The sequence below is a fragment of the Achromobacter piechaudii NBRC 102461 genome, assembly GCF_001571245.1.
In the GTDB taxonomy this organism is placed as follows: domain Bacteria; phylum Pseudomonadota; class Gammaproteobacteria; order Burkholderiales; family Burkholderiaceae_B; genus Achromobacter; species Achromobacter piechaudii.
Genome location: NZ_BCTK01000001.1, coordinates 1,034,866 through 1,057,180, shown reverse-complemented (window position 1 = coordinate 1,057,180; position 22,315 = coordinate 1,034,866). Strand labels below are relative to the sequence as shown.

Below are 22,315 nucleotides of genomic sequence, written 5' to 3'. Positions count from 1 at the left end.
CATCGTTCCCCGGGGCGAGCGTAACGAGAAGGCCCAGATAATGCTGCATAGCACTACAAATGTAATGAAACATTATTCCATTATAATTCAACGGCTTCCGAGGCTTGCGTGCCCGGAACGGCCCTTTTTCCGCCGGCTTGCCGTCCCAGGCAAAGCCATGCCGCCTACTCCGATTTCTGAAGTGACGTAATGACTCCGCCCACGCGAAAAGTCCGAATTGCCAATTTCCGCATTCCTGTTTTCCTGTCTGCCCCCCTGCTTGCACTGACCCTGTCGTGGCTCCCCGGCGCGGCTCACGCATCGCTGCCCAGCGAGCAAGCCCGCCCGACGTTGAGCGGCCTGCGCCTGGCGCAAGAGCCCACCGTTCCGACCTTGTCCGAACGCGTCGTGCAGGCCGGCCTGGACGCCATCGGCACCCCGTACAGCTGGGGTGGCGACGATGCTGAAGGTTTCGATTGCAGCGGCCTGGTGCTGTATGTCTTCCGCGAGATCGCCGGTCTTGAACTGCCCCGCACCGCGCGCGCCCAGCGCAGCGAGGGCCAGTCCGTGTCCAACAAGAAAGAACTGCGTCCTGGCGACCTGGTCTTTTTTGCCACGCGCGGTCGCGGCGTGACCTCCCATGTCGGCATCTATATCGGCCAGAACAAATTCGTCCACGCGCCGCGTCGCGGCACCAAAGTGCGTGTCGACGAAATGAAGAATCCCTACTGGACCAAGCGCTACGTGGGCGCGCGGCGATATCTGGACACTTCGCAAGGCCAGATGCTGGCCCAGGCGTCGCGCTAAGACGACGTCGTAGTTCCTCGTCGTTCCAGACGAAAAAAAGGCGCCTGCCGGGCGCCTGATGATCCAGATTGCCGAAAGCCCGGCGGAATATTCCGCCGGGCTTTCTTGCATTCAGCCCCGGCCCACGAAGGGCATATTCGTCGCCATGATGGTCATGAATTGCACGTTCGCGTCCAACGGCAGGCGGGCCATTGCCGCCACCGCTTGCGCAACGTGCGCCACATCCATACGCGGCTCGACCTTGGTGCTGCCGTCGGCCTGCAAAATGCCTGCCGCCATGCGTTCGGTCATGTCGGTGGCGGCGTTGCCGATGTCGATCTGCCCGCAGGCGATGCCATACGGACGGCAGTCCAGCGAAATCGACTTGGTCAGCCCGGTCACGGCGTGCTTGGTCGCCGTGTAGGCAATGGAGAACGGGCGCGGCGCGTGCGCCGAGATGGAACCGTTGTTGATGATGCGGCCGCCCTGCGGGGTCTGCGCTTTCATCACGCGGATAGCGGCTTGCGCGCACAGGAACATGCCGGTCAGATTGGTATCGACGACTTCTCGCCACACCGACACAGGCAGCTCTTCAATGGGCATCGCGGGCGCGCCACGGCCGGCATTGTTGAACAGCACATCCAGGCGGCCATATTCCCGCTGCGTGGTGTCGAAAAGATCACGCACGGCATGCTCGTCCGACACGTCGGTCGGCACCACCAGTGCTCGCACGCCGTCTTCGCCCGCTGCCGTGCGGGTGGCTTCCAGCGGGTCGCGGCGGCGTCCGGCCAACACGACGCGGTAGCCCTGCGCCAGGAACTCCAGCGCAACAGCGCGGCCAATTCCTGTCCCTGCGCCGGTTACCAGGGCCACGCGCGGTGGTTCGATCTCGTTTGCATGCATCGGATTCTCCTTGTTATCGATCGGCGAGATGCTACCGCAATCATTAGCGCGATACTGCAAGCAAAGTTTCCAACGCGGACACACTCAAGCACGCTTTCCTGCGATCGTGCGCCAGGCCAAAGCGCGGTCGAATCAGACAAATGCGCAGATCTGTCACAAGTCTTTATATAATTTCTGGAAATTAACTTATTACCTAAATTCCAATAACAAATCCGGAGCAGGCAACCATGATCCCACGGTCCCTACCCGCCGCGCTGCTATTAAGCCTGGCTGGCGTCGCAGCCGCGAACGCGCAAGGCGCGCCCGCCTCAGACGGCGAGCAAATCAGCGTTAAAGGCGCCAATGGCGCGCCGGCCTGTGTCACCTGTCACGGCGCGCGTGGCGAAGGCAACCCGGCCGCAGGCTTTCCGCAGTTGGCAGGCATCGGCGCCAAATACCTGACGGAACAGCTTGAAGCCATGGCCAACGGTTCGCGCGTCAGCCCCGTCATGGCGGCGACTGCCCGCGCGCTGAATCCTGCGCAGCAAGCGGCCGTGGCGCAGTATTACGCCTCATTGCCCTCGCCCCTGAATATCGACCGGCTGGCCGCCACGGCGATGCACCCCGTCCAGCCCGCTGACACAGGAGCCTGGCTGGCCACGCGGGGCGCGTGGGACAAGAACGTGCCCGCCTGTAATCAGTGCCACGGCCCCGGTGGTATCGGCGTGGGAGAAAACTTCCCCGCCTTGGCTGGCCAGCCTGCCGCGTACATCGCCGGCCAACTGCGTGCCTGGCGCCAGGGGCAGCGCCCTCCCGGCCCGCTTGCCTTAATGCCAGCGGTGGCGACTAGGCTCACCGATGCTGAGATCGACGCCGTTTCGGCGTATTACGCCGGCCTGCCCAAGGCTGCCGATTTGCTCGCCTCGCAGGGAGCGCGCCCATGAAGTCGTTTTCCATCACCCGCGCCATGTGCATCGTGGCCGTCGCCGCGGGCCTGTCCGCCTCTGCTGCGGCACTGGCCGCCGACCCGCGCCCATCCTTCACGCCTCCTTCGGCGGCGTCCTTGCCCGATACGGAATTCGGCAAGATCGTGCGTCAGGGCGAGCAGATCTTCCTGCACACGCCGCAGATGGCGGAAAAATTCGTCGGCAACAACCTGAATTGCGTCAGCTGCCATCTGGACGCGGGACGCCGGCCAGACTCCGCCCCGATGTGGGCCGCCTATGTGCTCTATCCCGCCTATCGCGCCAAGAACGAACACGTCAACACGCTGGCCGAACGCTTGCAGGGCTGCTTTCGTTTCAGCATGAACGGCAAGGCCCCGGCGGCGGACGACCCCACGCTGATTGCGCTGCAAAGCTATATGTTCTGGCTCGCCAGCAAAGCGCCGACGGGCGTGGTCCTGGAGGGACAGGGCTACCGCAAGCTGCCGCCGCCCGCGCAAAAGGCCGACTACGTGCGGGGTAGCGAGGTCTACGGGCAGTACTGCGCGGTCTGCCACGGCGCACAGGGCGAAGGGCAAAAGAACGGCAAGCACTGGGTATTTCCGGCGCTGTGGGGAGCCGACTCGTTCAACTGGGGTGCGGGCATGCACCAGATCGGCAACGCTGCGGGCTTCATCAAGGCGAATATGCCGTTGGGCCAGGCTGGCATGTTGAGCGACCAGGAAGCGTGGGACGTTGCCTATTTCATGAACGCGCACGAACGTCCGCAGGACCCGCGCTACACAGAATCGGTCGCGGCAACCCGGGCCAAATACCATGACTCGGACGATTCGCTCTACGGAATTGAAGTCAACGGCCATCTATTGGGCAGCGATTCCCCGCCCGCGGGCGGCCGACTGATACAGGCGGCCGCCAAGCCGGCAGGCTGAAAGCACTCCTGCGCGAAAGCGAACGAATTCAGACGGCGGGGCAGCGGGTTTTCCCCTGCCCCGCCGTCTGATTTGCTAGACTTGCCGTCTTAGCATCAAACGCCGGTCTTATTCATGTACGTCAATCCCGGAAACGTCTTCATGGTCGTCGCTCCCAGCGGCGCAGGCAAATCCAGCCTGGTGAAGGCCTTGCTCGCGCAAGATCCTTCCATCGAACTTTCCATCTCCTGCACCACGCGCGCGCCCCGTCCCGGCGAAGAGGACGGCCGCGAATACCGCTTTGTGTCCACGGACGAATTCAAGCAGATGCGCGAGGCGCAAAACCTGCTGGAATGGGCGGAAGTGCATGGCAATTTCTACGGCACGCCGCGCGACCGCATCGACAATGCGACCCGTGAAGGCCGCGACGTCCTGCTGGAAATCGATTGGCAAGGCGCCCGTCAGGTCAAGCAGCGGTTTCCGGGCGCAATCGGCATCTTCGTGCTGCCGCCGTCGATCGAAGAATTGGAAAGCCGGCTGAAGGCGCGTGGCCAGGATGCACCGCAAGTCATCGCGCGCCGGCTCATGGCGGCGGGCGGCGAAATCGCCCACGCGCCTGAATGCGAATATGTTATTATTAATCAAGAATTTAGCGTAGCCTTGTCGGAACTGATACAAATCGTCAGTGCCGCGCGGCTGCGTTTTTCGTCTCAGGCCGCCCGGCACGCTCAGTTGTTCTCGCAACTTGGCATTCCTGCCGAGCACTGAGCCGACTGCATTCTCCCTATCATCCATCAGCACCAGGTGTCCTAATGGCTCGCATCACTGTCGAAGACTGTCTGAATCAAATCCCCAACCGTTTCAAGCTCACGCTGGCCGCGACGTACCGCGCCCGCGAGTTGGCGCAAGGCCATGCCCCGCGCCTGGACAGCAAAGACAAGCCCACGGTCACTGCACTGCGCGAAATCGCGGGCGGCCTCACCGGCGTGGAAATGCTGCGTAAAGTTCCCACCTGATAGTCTCGGGGGGCGGCAAGTATGGCTTTTCCCGGGCTGAAGTACGCCTCATCTGGTCTGCTTGCCGCGCTACGTGCTGGCTCCCGCCTTGGGCGCCGCACAGGTAAGAAAGGCAAAAACCCCGCTACGCCACCGTCCGTCGCCGCGCAAGAAGCGGCGGACGCGACCGCCTCGCCGGTCGCTTCGCTGGCGCCGCTGACCGAAATCATCGGCAGCTATCTCGAACCCAAAGATGTAGAGCGCGTGCGCGAAGCCTATCGCTTCGCAGATCAGGCGCATCTGGGCCAATTCCGCGCCAGCGGTTCGCCGTACATCTCGCATCCCATCGCCGTCACCGAAATCTGTGCAGGCTGGAAGCTCGACGTCAACGCACTGTCGGCGGCCTTGCTGCACGACGTGATGGAAGACCAGGGCATCGCCAAGCACGAGCTGGCGGAAAAGTTTGGCCCCGAAGTCGCCGAGCTGGTCGATGGCTTGTCCAAGCTGGACCGGCTGGACTTCGCCACCAAGGCCGAGCAGCAGGCAGAAAGTTTTCGCAAGATGCTGCTGGCGATGGCGCGCGACGTGCGCGTCATCCTCATCAAGTTGGCCGACCGCCTGCACAACATGCGCACGCTGGACGCGGTCAACCCCGAAAAGCGCCGCCGCATCGCGCGCGAAACGCTGGATATCTACGCGCCCATCGCGCATCGCCTTGGCCTGAACCTGCTGTTCCGGGAATTGCAGGATCTTTGCTTCGCGGCCATGTACCCGAACCGCTACCAGGTTCTGTACAAAGCCGTGTTGGCCGCGCGCGGCAACCGGCGCGAAGTCATCACCAAGATTGCCGATTCCGTGCGGGCTTCCCTGCCCGCCGCCGGCATCGAAGCCGAGGTCACCGGCCGCGAGAAAACGCTTTATGGCATCTACCGCAAGATGGTGGACCAGAAAAAGTCGTTCTCGGATGTGCTGGATATCTACGGCTTTCGCGTCATCGTCCATACCCTGCCCGAGTGCTATCTGGCGCTGGGCACGCTGCACCAGCTGTATCGACCGGTACCCGGCAAGTTCAAGGACTACATCGCCATTCCGAAGGTGAACGGCTATCAGTCGCTGCATACGACGCTGGTCGGCCCATATGGCACGCCCGTGGAATTCCAGTTCCGCACGCGTGACATGCATCACGTGGCCGAAGAAGGCGTGGCCTCGCACTGGTTGTACAAGGGCGCCGACCTGACGCTGAACGACCTGCAAAAGCGCACGCATCAATGGCTGCAATCGCTGTTGGACATCCAGAGCCAGACGGGCGATTCGGGCGAGTTCCTTGAACACGTCAAGGTGGACCTGTTCCCCGACGCGGTCTACGTGTTCACGCCGCGCGGCAAGATCATCTCCCTGCCCCGTGGCGCGACACCGGTGGACTTTGCCTACGCGATTCACACGGACATCGGCAACCAGGCGGTGGCCGCCAAGGTCAACGGCGAATTCGTGCCGCTGCGCACCGAACTGAACAGTGGCGACACGGTTGAAATCGTGACCTCGCCTGCCTCGCGCCCCAACGCGCAGTGGCTCAATTACGTTCGCACCGGTCGCGCGCGTTCCGAAATCCGGCATTACCTGCGCACGGTCAAGTACGAGGAATCGGTGGCGTTCGGCGAACGGCTGCTCAGTCAGGCGCTGCAAGAACTGCACATGCCGATGCCGGCCACCGACGATCCGGCCTGGCAGAAGCTGGCGCGCAGCACGGGCGCCAGCTCGCGCGAAGAAATCCTTGCCGACATCGGCCTGGGCAAGCGTCTGGCGGCCGTGGTCGCCCGCCGCTTCGCACCGGAACACCAACTGGTCGCCACCACGGCGGCGGCGGTGGACGAGCTGACCTCGGCGCGCAGCGCGCCCATCCTGATCCAGGGCAATGAAGGCCAGGCGGTACAGTTGGCGCCTTGCTGCGGCCCGCTGCCCGGCGACCCCATCGTAGCCGGCATGCGCATGGGCCACGGCTTGGTAGTGCACACCGCTGATTGCCCCGTCGCGCTGCGCCAGCGTCTGCGCGAACCGGAACGCTGGATCAACGTGGCCTGGGATGCACACACCGCCAAGCATCTGGCGACGCGTCTGGACATCATCACCCGCAACGAACGCGGCGTGCTGGGGCGACTGGCTGCGGAAGTGACTGCCGCCGACGCCAACATCATGCACGTGACGATGCACGACGATGCGGTCTCCACGGTGTCGCTGCACCTGACCATCCAGGTCGATAGCCGCAAGCATCTGGCCCAGGTCATCCGCGCCATTCGGCATGTGCCGCAGGTGCAGAAGATCGTGCGGGTCAAAGGCTGATAAGCCACGCCCGATCAGGCGTAAAAAAAACCGGCTTCATCGCCGGTTTTTTTACGCCTGCCAATCCAAAACCGCCGTGACGCATCAAGCCACGTGTTGCAGGAAGTCTTTCAAGCGCTGGCTGGGTGGATTGCTCAACAATTCGGCGGGCGGCCCGTCATGCGCAATCTTGCCTGCGTCGATGAAGATGAGCCGGCTGCCGACCTTGCGGGCGAATTCCATTTCGTGCGTGACGACCACCATCGTCATACCCTCTTCCGCCAGGTCGCGCATCACCTTGAGCACTTCGTGACGCAGCTCGGGATCCAGCGCCGAGGTCGGTTCGTCGAACAGCATCAGCTTGGGTTTGATGGCCAGCGCGCGTGCAATGGCCACGCGCTGTTGCTGGCCACCGGACAGCTCGGACGGATAGTGATTCATCCGTTCGGCCAGCCCGACCTTGTCCAACAGGCCTTCGGCCAATTTGCGCGCCCCAGCGCGATCCTGGCCGCGCGTATGCACCGGGCCGAACATCACGTTCTCAAGCGCGGTCATTTGCGGGAACAGGTTGAACTGCTGGAACACCATGCCCGCTTCGCGACGGATTTCACGCACCTGCGCGGCATCGCCCTTCACGCTCAGGCCATCGACCAGGAGGTCGCCGCCATTGATGGTTTCCAACACGTTGATGCATCGCAGGAACGTGGATTTGCCGGAACCGGATGGCCCCACCACCACCACGACCTCGCCGGCATCGATATTCAGCGAGATGCCGTTCAGCACCATCGATTCGCCAAAGTTCTTGGTGACGTTATGAAATTCGACCATGCTCATAATATGCGCATCCTCTTTTCCACCAGGTGCAGGCCCAGCGCCATCAAGCCCGTCAGGATCAGGTAGACGATCGCCACGGCGGACCAGATTTCAACGGCGCGGAAGTTGCTGGCCATGATCTCCTGGCCCTGCCGCGTCAGTTCGGCCACGCCGATCACGATAAACAGCGAGGAATCTTTCAGGCTGATGATGCACTGATTGCCCAGCGGCGGGATCATGCGGCGAAACGCCACCGGCCCGATGATGTGGAACAGGATCTTGTGAAACGGCAGGCCCATCGCCTGCCCCGCTTCCTTCAAGCCCTTGTGCACGGACAGCAGCGCGCCGCGCACGATTTCGGAAATGTAGGCTCCCGAATTGATGATCAGCGTGACGATAGCGGCCCACTCCGCATCGACGCGGATATCGGCCAGCAACGGCAAGGCAAAGTAGATGAACATCACCTGCACGACAATCGGCGTGCCGCGAATGACCGCCACGTAAACCTGCGCGATGGCCGACAGGATGGGGTGCCCGTAAGCACGCGTCACGCCCGACAGCGCGCCCAGCAGAAAACCGCCGAACAAGCCCCAGAACGTGATCTTGATGGTCATCAGCGTACCCTCGAGCAGATTGGGTAACGCGTCCTTGATTACTGTCCAGTCAAACTCCACGATATTCCCCCCAAGGCGCCATCGCGCGCCGCATCATGGCGGCGCCGCCCGCGGGCACTGCCGCAGGCGACGCCGAAAGCACGCTACCCGCTCAGGGCTTCTTGCCGAACCACTTTTCGTAGATGGCGTCGTACTGGCCATTGGCCTTGAGCGCAGCCAGCGCCTTGTTCACCTGGGGCACCAGTTCGCTGCCCTTGGGGAAGGCGATGCCGTAGAAGTCGCCGCTCTTGACCGAGCCCACCACCTTCACGCGGCCCTTGCCTGCCGTGTTGGCGTAATACTGCACGTTGGGGGTGTCGTGCACGGCGGCATCGACGCGGCCGGTAGCCAGTTCGAGATAGGCGTTATCGATGTTGGGGAACAGCTTGAGCTTGGCGTCTGGCACCTGCGCCTTCAGGAAGTCGACGGTAGCCGTGCCGGTCTTGACGGCGACGGTCTTGCCGGACAGGGACTTGGCGTCCTTGATGTCAGTGTTCTTTTCGCCGACCAGGATGGCCAGACCGCTTTCATAGTAGGGATCGGAGAAGTCGATGACTTTCTTGCGATCGTCGCGGATGGTGATGCCCGCCAGCGCAGCATCGATATTCTTGGTTTGCAGGCCCGGAATGATGCCGTTGAAGTCCATCGGCTGAAGCTTGTACTTCAGGTTGAGTTCCTTGGCGATCGCGGCCCAGAGGTCCACGTCGAATCCCACGTAGGTATTGCCCTGCTTGAACTCGAAAGGCACGAAAGCGGTATCGGTGGCCACCACCAATTCCTTGCCTTGAGCCTGCGCGCCGGAGGCAGCGCCAAACATGGCCACGGACAGGCCGACCAAGGCGGCGGCGACTTTACGTTTGATCATGAAACTCTCCTCTTGGGGACCGTCGGCACCCCGGGGTTGTTGTAGGGGCATGATTCCTGGGCGACGCCGGGGTCTCCGGCGCGGCTTATCGGCGATCTTAACGCATCCGTCCCCACCCGGCAGAGCTTAGAAAAATTACAATCCGCATGACACCCCGGAGAATCCCCATGCCCTACAAGTATGTACGCATTGCCGGAAACCGGCGCCAGGTGGGCCTGGCGTTGGGTAAGTTGGCCCGCCCGCTGATGTCGGTGTATCTCGCGCAAAGCAGTACCTGGGAAGCGCTGCGCCGCTGGCGCGACCATCCTTACGTGGACGAACTTGCGCAGCATGCCCAGGCGTCGCTGCCTGACATATGGGAAGAGCTTGAAGGCATGGCCGAGGGCCTGCGGATGCCGGTCAAGGATGTGCTGCTCTGGAATTGCCGGGGCGATCTGCTGCACAGCACGGCGGACGGCTGCACGACCGTGGCATTGAAAAGCGCTGACGGCGCGCGCTGGATCGGCCACAACGAAGATGGCGACCCTTATCTTTATGGACGCTGCCATCTGGTCGACGTGGCGCTTGATGACGCGCCGGGATATGTCAGCTTCTATTACCCGGGCTCCCTGCCCGGCCACACCTTCGGCGCAAACCGAGCGGGCCTCGTCCAGACCATCAACAACCTGCGCACCCGGCAACGCCATCCCGGCGTGCCGCGCATGTTCCTGGCGCGCGCGGTGCTCGATTGCACCACGCTGGATGAGGCCACCGCGCTGTTGCGCGACCTGCCTCATTCCGGCGGCTTTCACCACACGCTGGGCAGCGCCAGCGACCCGCGCCTGATCAGCGCCGAAGTGACGCCGGGCGCGGTGTCGTTGCTGGACATCGGCACGCGCTACGGCCATGCCAACCACATGATCCACGCGAAGACGCGCGCGCAGGCCCAGATCGTGACGGAATCTTCGCGCGACAGGCAGAACCGGATCGAAGGCATCGTGGACGGCTGGTCGCCCGCCACCGGCAGCGCGGACCTGCTGGCCGCGTTGCACGACACGCTGGGCGCGCTGCCCATCCTGCGCACCGACGCGGCAGATCCGGACGGCGAAAACACGCTGGCCACCGCCGTGTTCGAAATCCGCGACGACGACGTCAGCTTGCGCGTCTATGACCGCCGCACCATGGCGGACATTGCGCTGGACGTGATGTCAGAGCCGGAGTGACCCGGCCCTAACACCCTGCCCATTACGCCGCGCCGTAGCCTCCACCGCCCGGCGTTTCCACCACGAAGACATCGCCCGGATGCAGCTGGGCGCTATCTTGCGGGCCGAGTTCCTCGATGGAACCGTCAATCCGTTCAATCGAGTTCCGGCCCATCGCGCCCGGCTGCCCACCCGCCAGACCAAACGGCGCATAGCGACGGTTGTTGGACAGGATGGCTGCCGTCATGTCCTCCAGGAAGCGGATCCGGCGTACGCCGCCTTCGCCGCCCGGATAGCGGCCCGCGCCACCCGAACCCTTGCGGATTTCGTAGGACTCCAACCGCACCGGGAAGCGGAACTCAAGCACCTCGGGGTCCGTCAGGCGCGAGTTGGTCATGTGCGCCTGCACCACCGACGTACCAGCGAACCCTTCGTCGTGCGGACCCGCCGCGTCGATGCGGACCGGCCCCGCGCCCGTGCCGCCCGAGATGGTCTCGTAATACTGGTGGCGCGCGTTGCCGAACGTGAAGTTGTTCATCGTGCCCTGGCTGGCCGCCAGCACACCCAAGGCGCCATACAGCGCATTGACGATGCACATCGAGGTTTCCACGTTGCCCGCCACCACCGAAGCCGGCGGATTGGGACGCAGCATCGAGCCTTCCGGCAGGATGATCGACAGCGGCGCCAGGCAACCGTCGTTCAGCGGAATGTCGTCGTTGACCATCGTGCGGAACACATACAGCACCGCCGCCACGGCAATCGCGCCGGGTGCGTTGAAGTTGTTGTCCAACTGCGGCGACGTGCCCGTGAAGTCGACCACCGCACTGCGTGCCTTGGTGTCCACCTTCACCGCCACGCGGATCACCGCGCCGTTGTCCAGCGGGTATTCGTAGCTGCCGTCCTTCAGGACGGAAATCACGCGGCGCACCGCCTCTTCGGCGTTGTCCTGCACGTGGCCCATATAGGCGCGCACGACGTCCAGCCCGAAGTGGTCGCACATGCGCAACAGCTCTTGCACGCCCTTCTCGTTGGCGGCGATCTGCGCGTGCATGTCGGCGATGTTCTGATCCGGATTGCGCGCGGGCCAACGGCCCGAACCCAGGATCTCGCGCGCCGCCTCGTCACGGAACTCGCCGTTCTTGACCAGCTGGAAGTTGGTGAACAGCACGCCCTCGTCTTCCACCGTCTTGGAATCCGGCGGCATGGAGCCCGGCGTGGTGCCGCCGATATCGGCGTGGTGGCCGCGCGATCCGACGTAGAACAGGATCTCGCGCCCCGCGTGATCGAACACCGGCGTGATGACCGTGACGTCCGGCAAGTGCGTGCCGCCGTGATACGGATCGTTCACCACATAGGCATCGCCCGGCATCATGCGGCCAGCGTTGGCGTTCATCACCGTGCGCACCGACTCACCCATCGATCCCAGGTGCACCGGCATGTGCGGCGCGTTGGCGATCAGGCGGGCCTGCGAATCGAAGATGGCGCAGGAGAAGTCCAGGCGTTCCTTGATATTGACGGAGTACGCCGTGTTTTGCAGGCGGTAACCCATCTGCTCGGCGATGGACATGAACAGGTTGTTGAACACCTCCAGCATGACCGGGTCCGCCTGCGTGCCGATGCTGCGCCGGTCGGCGCGCGCCTCGATACGGCGAATCACGAAATGGTCCTGCGATGTCAGTTCGGCCTGCCAGCCCGGTTCCACCACGGTGGTCTGGTTGGGCTCCGAGATGATGGCGGGACCGGTCACCACGTCGCCGCCCGCCATGTCTTCGCGCACGTACAAAGGCGTCTCGCGCCATTCGCCCGCGCTGTACATGCGGACGACGCGGCGGGCCGACAGGTCACCGTCGCGGCTGCGCGACACCGCCGCTTCGCCCACGCGCTCGCCGCCACCGGTGGCTTCGACCGAAATGGTTTCAACCACCAATTCGCGATTGGGCATCAGGAACGAATAGCGCTGGCGATAGGCGGCTTCGAAGTCACTGCGCGCCTGCTCCAATGAAGAAAACGCCACTTCAAGCGCGGTGTCCGTGCCCCGGTACTTCAGATGCAGGCGGCGCTGCACGCTGATGTCGCCATCAGGCACATGTTGGCGGCGAAGTTCGCCCACCGCCTGTCCGGCCAGCACGTCAAGCTCGTCTTGCAGCTCGCCCATCAGGCTGGCGTCCAACACCTTTTCAACCGTCTTCTGACGCATGTCGGTCTGATCGGCCAGACCCATGCCGTAGGCGGACAGCACGCCGCCCAAGGGATGCGCGAAGACCGTGGTCATGCCCAAGGCATCCGCCACCAGGCAGGCATGCTGGCCGCCCGCGCCGCCAAAGACGGTCAACGCATATTCCGTCACGTCGTGGCCGCGCTGCACCGAAATGCGCTTGATGGCTTCGGCCATGTTGCCCACGGCGATTTCCAGAAAGCCCTCGGCCAATTGCTCAGGCGTCATCTCGCGGCCAGTGGCGGTGCGCACTTCGTCCGCCATCGCGGTGAAGCGCTCGACGACGGCGTCGCGGTCCAGCGCCTCGTTGGCGTCGGGGCCGAACACATTGGGAAAGAAATCGGGTTGGATCTTGCCCAGCAAGACGTTGCAGTCCGTCACGGCCAAGGGACCGCCACGGCGATAGCAGGCCGGGCCGGGGTTGGCGCCCGCCGAATCGGGCCCCACGCGCAGCCGCGCGCCGTCGAAATGCAGAATCGACCCGCCGCCCGCGGCCACGGTGTGGATGCTCATCATGGGCGCGCGCATGCGCACGCCGGCCACCTGGGTTTCGAATTCGCGTTCAAACTCGCCAGCGTAATGCGATACGTCGGTGGACGTGCCGCCCATGTCAAAGCCGATGACTTTGGGGAAGCCGGCGATTTCGCTGGTGCGCACCATGCCGACGATGCCGCCTGCCGGACCGGACAGAATGGCGTCCTTGCCCCGGAAGCGATGCGCGTCGGTCAGGCCGCCGCTGGACTGCATGAACATGAGGCGGATGCCCGGCAGTTCGCCGGCCACCTGGTCCACGTAGCGCTTGAGGATGGGCGACAGGTAGGCGTCGACCACGGTGGTGTCACCGCGCGAGACGAACTTGATCAGCGGGCTGACTTCGTGCGAGGCAGACACTTGCGTGAAGCCCACTTCACGGGCGATGCGCGCGGCGCGTTGCTCGTGCGCCGGCGCGTGCCAGGCGTGCATGAACACAATGGCCACGGCGCGGATGCCGCTGTCATAGGCCGCCTGCATGCCGGCCCGCAGGCTGGCTTCGTCCAGGTCGCGAATGACTTCGCCATCGGCCGCCACGCGCTCGTCGGCTTCGACGACGGACTCGTACAGCATTTCCGGCAGCACGACATTGCGGTCGAACAGCCGGGGACGGTTCTGGTACGCAATACGCAGCGCGTCGCGGAAGCCGCGCGTGGTGACCAGCAGAGTGCGTTCGCCCTTGCGTTCCAGCAAGGCGTTGGTGGCGACCGTCGTCCCCATCTTCACGCATTCGACCTGATCGACAGGCACCGGCTGCCCGGGCGCCACGCCCAGCAGCTTGCGAATGCCGGCGACGGCGGCGTCGCGGTACTGCTCGGGGTTTTCCGACAGCATCTTCGCCGTGGTGGTCGTGCCATCGGGGCGGCGCGCCACGATGTCGGTGAAGGTACCCCCACGATCGATCCAGAATTGCCACTTCTTCATGCGTGATCCTTGAAAACAAACGGCCACGGCGGGTACCGCCGCGGTCGGGTTGCGGTGTGCCGGGCCAGGCCCGTACAGGTTCAGAGTGAGGTTGCCGCCCTTGCGGCCTGGTCATACAGGCCAGACAGCGAGCGCAAGGCGTGCGCCAATTGGCGGCTGAAATCCGGGCCGTTTCCACCCGGCCCATCCAGGCCGGAGGTCAGGCATTGTTCGCGGATGTCGCCATAGCGCTTGAGGATGGCCGCGCCGTCGGGCGTGACGCTGTAGAACACTTCCTTGCTGCTGCGTTCGCCCTGGACCACGCCCAGGCGTTCCAGTTTCTTGAGCGCGTAGCTGATGATGTGAGTGTCTTCGACGTTGAGCGTGAAGCAGATATCGGCAAGCTTCTTGGCCCGCTGCCGGTGGTAGACGTGGTGAAACACCATCACGTCGGTGGGTGTCAGGTCGGGCAGCCCCGCCGCCGCCATGCAGCGCACGGTCCAGCGGTCAAAGGCGTGGCTGGCGATCATCAAGCCGAATTCGACTTCGGAAAGATCGGGCGCGCTGCCGCCAGCCAGATGGGCCGACGATGCTATCAACGTGGAGCTCATGAACGCTCAAGCCAAGTTTATCTGGATGAAATACTAATAATTTATGTGTATTTCATCCATAAAAAATCAGGCCGAAACGCCCCAAAACGGCCGTTTCGAGGGAATACCCCTAGCAGATTCCTGGCGTTGGCGGCAGCGTGGGGCGCCTCAGGGCGCCGTCCAGCCCATCGGCAGGTTGGCGCGGATCAGCCAGCCGGCGATCGAGATGCGCGGGGCGATATCGGGCATGGGATCGCCCGGGCCGAACCAGCGCGCGTCGGCAATTTCATCTTCCTGCACCCGGATGTCGCCCGACACGTAATCGGCCGTGAACGCCACCATCAGGGAATGGGGGAACGGCCAGGGCTGGCTGCCGAAATACTGCAAGTTGCCTACTTTCAGGCCGACCTCTTCGTAGACCTCGCGGTGCACGGTTTCTTCGATGCTTTCGCCCGGTTCGACAAAACCGGCCAGCGCCGTATAGCGCGACGTGGCGGTCGTGGTGTGCCGGGCCAACAGGATGCTGTCGCCTTTGCGGATCAGCACCATCATGGCGGGCGAAATTCGGGGGTACGCCGAAAAGCCACAGGCGGGGCAGCGCAGGCAGAACTCATGCGCCACCCTTTCGGTGGGCGTGCCGCAGGCGCCACAGAACCGATGCGTGCGCGCCCATTCGGCGATCTGGTAGGCGCGGCCCGCCAAGGCCATGCGTTCATCGTCCAGCACACCGAACAGGGACCGCAGCTTCTTGAACGCGTAGCCTTCGGGGGCCTCCAGCGCCGGGTCCACGTGGACCGTGCGGCAAGGCGAATCGGGCGTGCTCCAGATGGGTTGCAGGGCCAGACCGATGCGTTCGCACAACGCCTGGTCGGGCAACACGCTGGAGGTTTCTTCGACCAGCAATTCATCACGACGGAAAACGAAATTCACAACAGCCTCTGCAGCACGCTTCGATAGCGCAATCTTAGAAGAAAAATGGGTGGACGAACGTCGCGGCGTAGACGCGATCTCAACGGTTGAACCTTCAAGCAACCAATACCTGCGGGCCTAGGATTAACCCGTAAAACGCTATTTTTTGTGCGCGTTGTTGCCGCGCAGCACCATAGAATGGCACGGCTTTTAGGCCGCGCGTCATCCGCGCAGCAGTCTTATTCCAAGAATGCCTATCGGGCAAAACCCGTCTTCACCATTCGCACAGAAGGACCTTCCATGTACAAGAAAATTTCACTGCTGGCCGGCAGCATTGTTCTGGCGTTCAGCGCGGGCGCACAGGCCCAGACCAAGTGGGATCTGCCCAGCGCCTACCCCGCCAGCAACTTCCACGTTGAAAACCTGACCACGTTCATCAAGGACGTGGACACGTTGTCGCAAGGCAAGCTGAAGATCCAACTGCACAACAACGCCTCGCTGTACAAGGCTCCGGAAATCAAGCGCGCGGTGCAAGGCAACCAGGCGCAGATCGGCGAAATCCTGCTGACCAACTTCGCCAACGAAGACCCGATCTACGAACTGGACGGCCTGCCCTTCCTGGCGACCGGCTACGAGGCGTCGTTCAAGCTGTACCAGGCACAAAAGCCGTTCCTGGAAAAGAAGCTGGCTTCGCAAGGCATGACGCTGCTGTACGCCGTGGCGTGGCCGCCCCAAGGCATCTTCGCCAACAAGGACATCAAGCAGATCAGCGACATGAAGGGCCTGAAGTGGCGCGCTTACAGCCCCGTCACCGCCAAGATCGCTGAACTGGTGGGCGCGCAGCCGGTCACCGTGCAGCAAGCCGAACTGGCGCAGGCGTTGGCTACGGGCGTGATCGACTCCTACATGTCGTCGGCCTCCACCGGCTACGACACCAAGACCTACGAGTACATCAAGAAGTTCTACGACACGCAGGCCTGGTTGCCCAAGAACGCCATCATCGTGAACAAGAAGGCGTTCGACGCGCTGGACCCGGCCACGCAGGAAGCCTTGAAGAAGGCAGCCGCTCAAGCCGAGGAACGCGGCTGGAAGCTGTCGCAGGAAAAGAACAAGTGGTATCAGGAAGAACTGGCCAAGAACGGCATGGAAACCATCAAGCCGACCGTCGAACTGCGTGAAGGCCTGTCGGTGATCGGCAAGCGCATGCTGGATGACTGGCTCAAAAAGGCGGGCGCGGACGGCCAGGCCATGATCGACGCCTACAAGAAGCAGTGATCGTTTTATGCGCCGCTTTTTAGATGGTCTTTACGGCGCGGCCGGCCTGTTGGCCGGCTTGTGCACGATCGGCGTTCTGGTTTCGGTGCTGGCGGCGATCATCGCCCGCCAGCTCAGCCTGAACATTCCTGGCACCGATGCGTACGCAGGCTACTTCATGGCCGCGGCGGGTTTTCTGGCGTTATCCAGTACCTTCAAGCACGGCGAACACATCCGTGTGACGTTGCTGCTCAATTCCCTGGCGCCGGCCGGCAGCCGCCGCCTGGACATTTTCGCGCTGGCCGTCGGCTCGCTGCTGGCCGCGGCGTTCGCCTTCTTCAGCATCAAGCTGACGTATGACTCCTGGCTGTACAACGACATCTCCACGTCCAACGACGCCACGCCGCTCTGGATTCCCCAGGTCAGCATGGCGGTGGGCACGGTGTTGTTCCTGATCGCCCTTGTCGACGAATTGATTCGTCGTTCACGCGGCGTGGCCGCCGCTACCTCGCAGCAAACCCATGAATGAACTTCTTGTCATCACCCTATTGGTCGTTTCGATCTTCGCGCTCTTGGGCTGCGGGGTCTGGGTCGGCCTGACGCTGGCGGGCACGGCATGGATCGGCATGGAGATCTTCTCCAGCCGTCCGGCCGGCGACGCCATGGCCGTCACCATCTGGGGCGCCTCGTCCAGCTGGACGCTGACCGCCCTGCCGCTCTTTTTGTGGATGGGCGAAATCCTGTTTCGCACCCGGCTGTCCGAAGACCTGTTCAAGGGCCTGGCGCCGTGGCTGAACCGCCTGCCGGGCCGGCTGTTGCACACGAACGTGATCGGCTGCGCGATTTTCGCGGCCGTATCGGGATCCAGTGCGGCAACCTGCGCCACGGTTGGCAAGATGACCATTCCCGAACTGACGCGACGCGGCTATCCCGAGGACAAGATCCTGGGCACCTTGTCGGGCGCGGGTACGTTGGGCCTGTTGATTCCGCCCTCGATCATCATGATCGTGTACGGCGTGGCGGCCGACGTGTCGATCGCCAAGCTGTTCATCGCGGGCATTTTCCCTGGCCTGCTGCTGGCCGTGCTGTTCATGGGCTATATCGCCTGGTGGGCGATCCGCAATCCGGGGCAAGTCCCGGCGGCGGATCCTGGCATGTCGTTCATGCGTAAGCTGTCGCAATCGCGCCACCTGATCCCCGTCATGCTGTTGATTGGCGCGGTGCTCGGCTCGATCTACAGCGGCATCGCCACCGCCACGGAAGCGGCGGCGGTGGGCGTGGTGGGCGCGCTGCTTCTCTCGGCGCTGCAAGGTTCGCTGAACCGTTCGACCTTCATGCAATCGCTGCTGGGCGCCACCCGGCTGTATTGCATGATTGCGTTGATCCTGGCGGGTGCGCAGTTCCTGACGCTGGCGATGGGCTATATCGGCCTGCCGCGCGCGCTCGCCGAATGGATCGGCGGATTGGGCTTGTCGCAATTCGGCTTGATCATGGCGTTGATGGTCTTCTTCGTCGTGTTGGGCTGCTTCCTCGATGGCATCTCGATCGTGGTGCTGACGATGGGCGTACTGCTGCCGACGGTGCAAGCCGCCGGCATCGACCTGATCTGGTTCGGCATTTTCATCGTTTTCGTGGTGGAAATGGCACAGATCACACCGCCCGTGGGCTTCAACCTGTTCGTGCTCTCGGGCATGAGCGGGCGTGAATTGCCCTATATCGCGCGCGCCTCGCTTCCGATGTTCCTGCTGATGATCGTCGCGGTGCTGCTGCTGTACTACATCCCGGGCATCGCCACGTGGCTGCCTTTGCACATGACGCTCTGACGCCCACGCATCGCGTCCCAAACCCCGGTCCTGGACCGGGGTTTTTTTTGGAACAATCGCGCCATTGTTCCCGCGCTGATTCGTTTTTCCGTTCTGTAAACCAGGGAAAACGCCAAAAACATTTAGGCCCTACACCGCGCCTAACTTTCTTAGAATCCCCTGGCGCTGACGGCTTGCACCACCTTGGCGCATCCGTACCGCAGACACACCCTTGGGCCCCTGCTCCGGACCCGCGCTGCATCCACAGCGTCGGTGCAAGGGCCCGACGTCGGACGATCCGCCCGGCGCGGCAACTCCCGGCCACAAGCCTGGACACACACTACAAAACAGCTACACAGGAGGAGTCCACAGTGAAACGCATCACCCTTACGCTCGCCGCCGCAGGTCTTGGCCTGGCCGCCGGCGCCGCTTCGGCAGAGACCAGCGTCACCCTGTACGGCATCGCCGACGTCAGCATCCGCTACCTGAGCACCAGCCCCGGCAGCGTTGGCGAGGACGGCAGCCGCATCTCGATGGAAAACGGCGCCATCTCGAACAGCCGCTGGGGCCTGCGCGGCTCGGAAGACCTGGGCAACGGCAACCGCGCCTTCTTCCGCCTGGAAAACGGCTTCAACCTGCAGAACGGCAATTCGTCGGCAGCGGGCAAGACGTTCAGCCGCCTGGCCTACGTGGGCCTGGACGGCGGCAATATCGGTCAACTGACCCTGGGTCTGCAGAACACGCCAATGTTCGACCTGCTGGCCGACTACTTCGACCCCCTGACCGTGGGCAACTACGATCAGAACGCCTGGTTGCCCGCCGCCATGTCGCGCGTGCGCACCAACAACATGACCAAGTACTCCAACACCATCGGCGACCTGTCGTTGGCGTTGTCGTGGGCCAACGGCGAAAACTGGAAAGATCACAAGGCCGGCCAGCAATACGGCGCCAGCCTGCGCTACATGGTCGGCAAGCTGGGCCTGGGCGCGGCGTATCAGCAAACCTTCGACGGCGGGGATTCCGATCTGCGCCAGCGCGTCTGGAACCTGAACGCGTCCTACCAGTTCGAAACCACCAAGGTGTTCGCCGGCTACTTCAATGGCCGCGATGAAACGGGCTGGGTCAATGCCGTCATGGGTGGCGCCACCACCACGGCCGGCCTGGACCGCAAGGACAACGGCTACTTTGCCGGCGTCACCTGGCAAGCCACGCCGCGTTGGGCGATCACCGGCGCCGGCTACTACGACCAAAGCAAGAACGTGGTCGAAGATGGCGACAAGGGCAAGCGCTACGCGCTGGTCGCCGTGGCCGAATATGCGTTGTCCAAGCGTTCGCAGGTCTACGGCACCGTGGACTGGAACAAGGTCAGCAGCGCCGCCAGCGATGAAATCTCTGGCAAGAACCACCAGATCGGCGCGGCCGTGGGCTTTCGCCACATCTTCTAAGCAGCGCCCGCAACCGGCGTCCTTGGACGCATAAGGAATAAGGCCCATCGCACTTTGCAATGGGCCTTTTTTTACAGCATCGCCATCCGGCTATTGACCAGGTCAGTCACCAGCATGTGCCCGGGCGCATGCGTGATGCAGAACTCGGGCCGCACGGACGACACCACGGACTGCGGCGTCACGCCGCAGGCCCAGAACACCGGCATTTCGCCAGGACGGATCTCGACGGCGTCGCCGTAATCGGGACGGTCGATGTCGGCGATGCCGATCAGCGCCGGATCCCCGATGTGCACGGGCGCGCCATGCACCGACGGAAAGCGCGACGTGACCTGGATGGCGCGGATGGCGTCCGCCGCCTTCAGGGGCCGCATGGACACCACCAGCGGGCCGCTGAACGCGCCGGCCGGGTGCGTCGGGATGTTGGTGCGGTACATGGGCACGTTGCAGCCCTGCTCGATGTGGCGCACGGGCAGGCCGTTGTCCAGCATCGCCTCTTCAAACGAGAACGAGCAGCCGATCAGGAACGACACCAGATCGTCGCGCCAGATATCGCGCACGTCGGTGGGCTCGGCCACGAGCTCGCCGTTCTGCCAGACGCGGTAGCGCGGGATGTCCGTGCGAATGTCGATGTCCTGGCCCAACTCGGGCAGCGCCGGGCTACCCGGTTCGGACATGGCCAGCAAGGGACAAGGCTTGGGGTTGCGCTGGCAGAAATGCAGGAAGTCCGCAGCCAGCGCGCGCGGCAGAATAGCCAGGTTGGCCTGGACGTGCCCCGGCGCCAGATTGGCCGTGGGGCCGGTCAGGCGACCGCTGCGGGCATCCAGGCGCGCCTGGCGCGCCAGTTGGACACTATTGCGTACGACATCGACGGGCGACATGAAAAATCCTCTTGATGCAGGTTGTGTAGCACCGGCCGATCAGTGGCCGGCAAGCAGCGCCTCGACCGCCAGGCCGACGGCCAGAATGCGACGGTCCGCGCCGTTGCTGCCCGAGATCATCAGGCCCACCGGCGCAGTGCCAGCCGCCTGGCAAGGCAGCGACAACGCGCAGCCGTCCAGGAAGTTGATCAGCGTCGGGTTGCGCAGAATGAGGCCATTGGCCGCGTAATAAGCTTCGTCGGAGGCCACCAGGTCGGCCACTGCCGGCGCCACGATGGGCGTGGTCGGCATGACCAGCGCGTCGTAGCCGGCGATGCGGTGGTCCACCGCCGCCACCCACGCTTCGCGCGCATCGAGCAGGTCCAGGTAGTCGGCGGCGCTCATGTCCTGGCCGCGCATGATGCGCGACACGACGCGCGGGTCGTAGCGCTTGCCCGCGCGTGCGATCAGGTCGCGGTGCCAGGCCCAGGCTTCGGCCGCCGTGAAGCCGCCCTTGCTGTTGATGCTGCCCAATTCGGCGAATTCGGGAATGGCGATTTCATCGACCAGGGCGCCAGCGTCCTTCAACTTGGCGACGGTCGCTGCAAAGGTGTCGGCCACGTGCTTATCCATGGCGTCCAGCGCCAGCGTGGTGGGCACCGCAAGGCGCAAGCCGCGCAGCGACATGGCCTCGGGGACCGGGCCGCCGTCGCCCGACAAAATGGCATCCAGTTCGGCGCAGCAACGCACGCTGGCGGCGATCGGGCCGATGGAATCCAGGTTGGCGGACAGCGGCAGCACGCCCGTCATGGACACGCGCCAGGCGCTGGGCTTGAAGCCGGTCAAGCCGCACAGCGCGGCCGGGATGCGCACAGAGCCGCCCGTGTCCGAACCGATGCCGGCGACCGCCATGCCGTCGGCGACCGACACCGCCGCGCCCGAAGACGAACCTCCGGGGATGCGGCCGGTGGCGCGGTCGTAGGGGTTCAGCGGCGTGCCGTAATGCGGGTTGATGCCCAGGCCCGAATACGCGAATTCGGTCATGTTGGTGCGGCCGATGATGACGGCGCCAGCGGCAATCAGGCGCTGCACGACTTCGGCGTTTTCGTCAGCCGCCGGTTCGCCTTCGCGGGCGACCGAACCGGCCATCGTGGTTTCGCCTTCGATGTCGAACAAGTCCTTGATGCTGATCGGCAGCCCTTCCACCGCCGAACGCACGATGCCGGCGGCGCGCAGGGTATCCGATGCGCGCGCTTGCGCCAGCGCCGATTCCGCATACAACTTGGTGAACACGCGAGCGCCCTCGCCCGCCGCGTCCTGCGCGCGCGCCAGCGCGAGCTCGGTCAGCGCGACCGAGCTGGTACGGCCCTCACTCAGGGCCAGGGTCAGATCATTCAAGGTCGAAACCATTGTTGTCCTAGTGCCGACGTGCGGCGTAAAAGTGCAGACGGGCGCCGCCTGTCGAGGCGCGCCCGGCGTTCAATGCC

General features: G+C 63.7%; 20 protein-coding genes. 11 read left to right on the top strand and 9 right to left on the bottom strand.

What is annotated here, in order from left to right:
* Window positions 1-189: 189 nt before the first annotated feature.
* Entirely contained in the window at window positions 190-786 is a 597-nt protein-coding gene (locus API01S_RS04785; RefSeq protein WP_061303391.1) for a C40 family peptidase, read from the top strand.
* Window positions 787-897: 111 nt separating this feature from the next.
* On the opposite strand, the gene API01S_RS04780 is transcribed toward API01S_RS04785, so the two are convergent.
* Window positions 898-1,668: an SDR family oxidoreductase gene (locus API01S_RS04780; protein WP_006219675.1), complete on the bottom strand. Its 771-nt coding sequence runs from the start codon at window positions 1,666-1,668 to the stop codon at window positions 898-900.
* Window positions 1,669-1,895: 227 nt separating this feature from the next.
* Here API01S_RS04780 and API01S_RS04775 point away from each other — a divergent pair, with 227 nt between their 5' ends.
* The 5 genes from API01S_RS04775 to API01S_RS04755 all read left to right on the top strand — a co-directional run bounded on the left by API01S_RS04775 (window position 1,896) and on the right by API01S_RS04755 (window position 6,831).
* Complete coding sequence (locus API01S_RS04775; protein ID WP_061303389.1) at window positions 1,896-2,591, top strand: c-type cytochrome; 696 nt, start codon at window positions 1,896-1,898, stop codon at window positions 2,589-2,591.
* Complete coding sequence (locus tag API01S_RS04770) at window positions 2,588-3,520, top strand: c-type cytochrome (RefSeq protein ID WP_061303387.1); 933 nt, start codon at window positions 2,588-2,590, stop codon at window positions 3,518-3,520. Before API01S_RS04775 ends, API01S_RS04770 begins: the two co-directional genes overlap by 4 nt.
* A gap of 114 nt (window positions 3,521-3,634) precedes the next feature.
* Entirely contained in the window at window positions 3,635-4,267 is a 633-nt protein-coding gene (gene gmk, locus API01S_RS04765; RefSeq protein WP_006219678.1) for a guanylate kinase, read from the top strand.
* A gap of 44 nt (window positions 4,268-4,311) precedes the next feature.
* Window positions 4,312-4,515, top strand: coding sequence for a DNA-directed RNA polymerase subunit omega (gene rpoZ / locus API01S_RS04760; protein WP_006219679.1), 204 nt, complete (start codon window positions 4,312-4,314; stop codon window positions 4,513-4,515).
* Window positions 4,516-4,536: 21 nt separating this feature from the next.
* Window positions 4,537-6,831: a RelA/SpoT family protein gene (locus tag API01S_RS04755; protein ID WP_050730280.1), complete on the top strand. Its 2,295-nt coding sequence runs from the start codon at window positions 4,537-4,539 to the stop codon at window positions 6,829-6,831.
* Between the two features lie 84 nt (window positions 6,832-6,915).
* Here the strand turns inward: API01S_RS04755 and glnQ are convergent, their stop codons facing one another.
* The 3 genes from glnQ to glnH form a co-directional block, all read right to left on the bottom strand.
* A complete protein-coding gene (gene glnQ, locus API01S_RS04750) occupies window positions 6,916-7,644 on the bottom strand; it encodes a glutamine ABC transporter ATP-binding protein GlnQ (RefSeq protein WP_006219682.1) in 729 nt (242 codons plus the stop codon).
* A complete protein-coding gene (gene glnP, locus API01S_RS04745) occupies window positions 7,641-8,297 on the bottom strand; it encodes a glutamine ABC transporter permease GlnP (RefSeq protein ID WP_006219683.1) in 657 nt (218 codons plus the stop codon). Before glnP ends, glnQ begins: the two co-directional genes overlap by 4 nt.
* 91 nt (window positions 8,298-8,388) lie before the next feature.
* Window positions 8,389-9,141, bottom strand: coding sequence for a glutamine ABC transporter substrate-binding protein GlnH (glnH, locus tag API01S_RS04740; protein WP_039883246.1), 753 nt, complete (start codon window positions 9,139-9,141; stop codon window positions 8,389-8,391).
* 167 nt (window positions 9,142-9,308) lie between these two features.
* On the opposite strand from glnH, the gene API01S_RS04735 reads away from it, so the two are divergent.
* Window positions 9,309-10,343 (top strand): C45 family autoproteolytic acyltransferase/hydolase, encoded by a 1,035-nt coding sequence (locus tag API01S_RS04735; protein WP_061303385.1) that lies wholly within the window; start codon window positions 9,309-9,311, stop codon window positions 10,341-10,343.
* A 22-nt stretch (window positions 10,344-10,365) separates the two neighbouring features.
* On the opposite strand, the gene API01S_RS04730 is transcribed toward API01S_RS04735, so the two are convergent.
* The 3 genes from API01S_RS04730 to nudC all read right to left on the bottom strand — a co-directional run bounded on the left by API01S_RS04730 (window position 10,366) and on the right by nudC (window position 15,491).
* Window positions 10,366-13,992, bottom strand: coding sequence for a hydantoinase B/oxoprolinase family protein (locus API01S_RS04730; RefSeq protein ID WP_061303383.1), 3,627 nt, complete (start codon window positions 13,990-13,992; stop codon window positions 10,366-10,368).
* Window positions 13,993-14,072: 80 nt separating this feature from the next.
* Window positions 14,073-14,582, bottom strand: a complete 510-nt coding sequence (locus API01S_RS04725; RefSeq protein ID WP_006219687.1) for a winged helix DNA-binding protein — start codon at window positions 14,580-14,582, stop codon at window positions 14,073-14,075.
* Between the two features lie 147 nt (window positions 14,583-14,729).
* Entirely contained in the window at window positions 14,730-15,491 is a 762-nt protein-coding gene (nudC, locus tag API01S_RS04720) for an NAD(+) diphosphatase (RefSeq protein ID WP_006219688.1), read from the bottom strand.
* Between the two features lie 279 nt (window positions 15,492-15,770).
* On the opposite strand from nudC, the gene API01S_RS04715 reads away from it, so the two are divergent.
* The 4 genes from API01S_RS04715 to API01S_RS04700 all read left to right on the top strand — a co-directional run bounded on the left by API01S_RS04715 (window position 15,771) and on the right by API01S_RS04700 (window position 19,971).
* Window positions 15,771-16,745: a TRAP transporter substrate-binding protein gene (locus API01S_RS04715; protein ID WP_039883247.1), complete on the top strand. Its 975-nt coding sequence runs from the start codon at window positions 15,771-15,773 to the stop codon at window positions 16,743-16,745.
* Window positions 16,746-16,752: 7 nt separating this feature from the next.
* Complete coding sequence (locus API01S_RS04710; RefSeq protein WP_006219690.1) at window positions 16,753-17,253, top strand: TRAP transporter small permease; 501 nt, start codon at window positions 16,753-16,755, stop codon at window positions 17,251-17,253.
* On the top strand, window positions 17,246-18,547 hold the full coding sequence (locus API01S_RS04705; protein ID WP_006219691.1) for a TRAP transporter large permease: 1,302 nt from the start codon (window positions 17,246-17,248) through the stop codon (window positions 18,545-18,547). Before API01S_RS04710 ends, API01S_RS04705 begins: the two co-directional genes overlap by 8 nt.
* Before the next feature lie 350 nt (window positions 18,548-18,897).
* Window positions 18,898-19,971: a porin gene (locus tag API01S_RS04700; RefSeq protein ID WP_006219693.1), complete on the top strand. Its 1,074-nt coding sequence runs from the start codon at window positions 18,898-18,900 to the stop codon at window positions 19,969-19,971.
* Window positions 19,972-20,042: 71 nt separating this feature from the next.
* Here the strand turns inward: API01S_RS04700 and API01S_RS04695 are convergent, their stop codons facing one another.
* Window positions 20,043-20,849: a putative hydro-lyase gene (locus API01S_RS04695; RefSeq protein ID WP_006219694.1), complete on the bottom strand. Its 807-nt coding sequence runs from the start codon at window positions 20,847-20,849 to the stop codon at window positions 20,043-20,045.
* 39 nt (window positions 20,850-20,888) lie between these two features.
* Entirely contained in the window at window positions 20,889-22,238 is a 1,350-nt protein-coding gene (locus tag API01S_RS04690; protein WP_061303381.1) for an amidase, read from the bottom strand.
* Window positions 22,239-22,315: the final 77 nt, after the last annotated feature.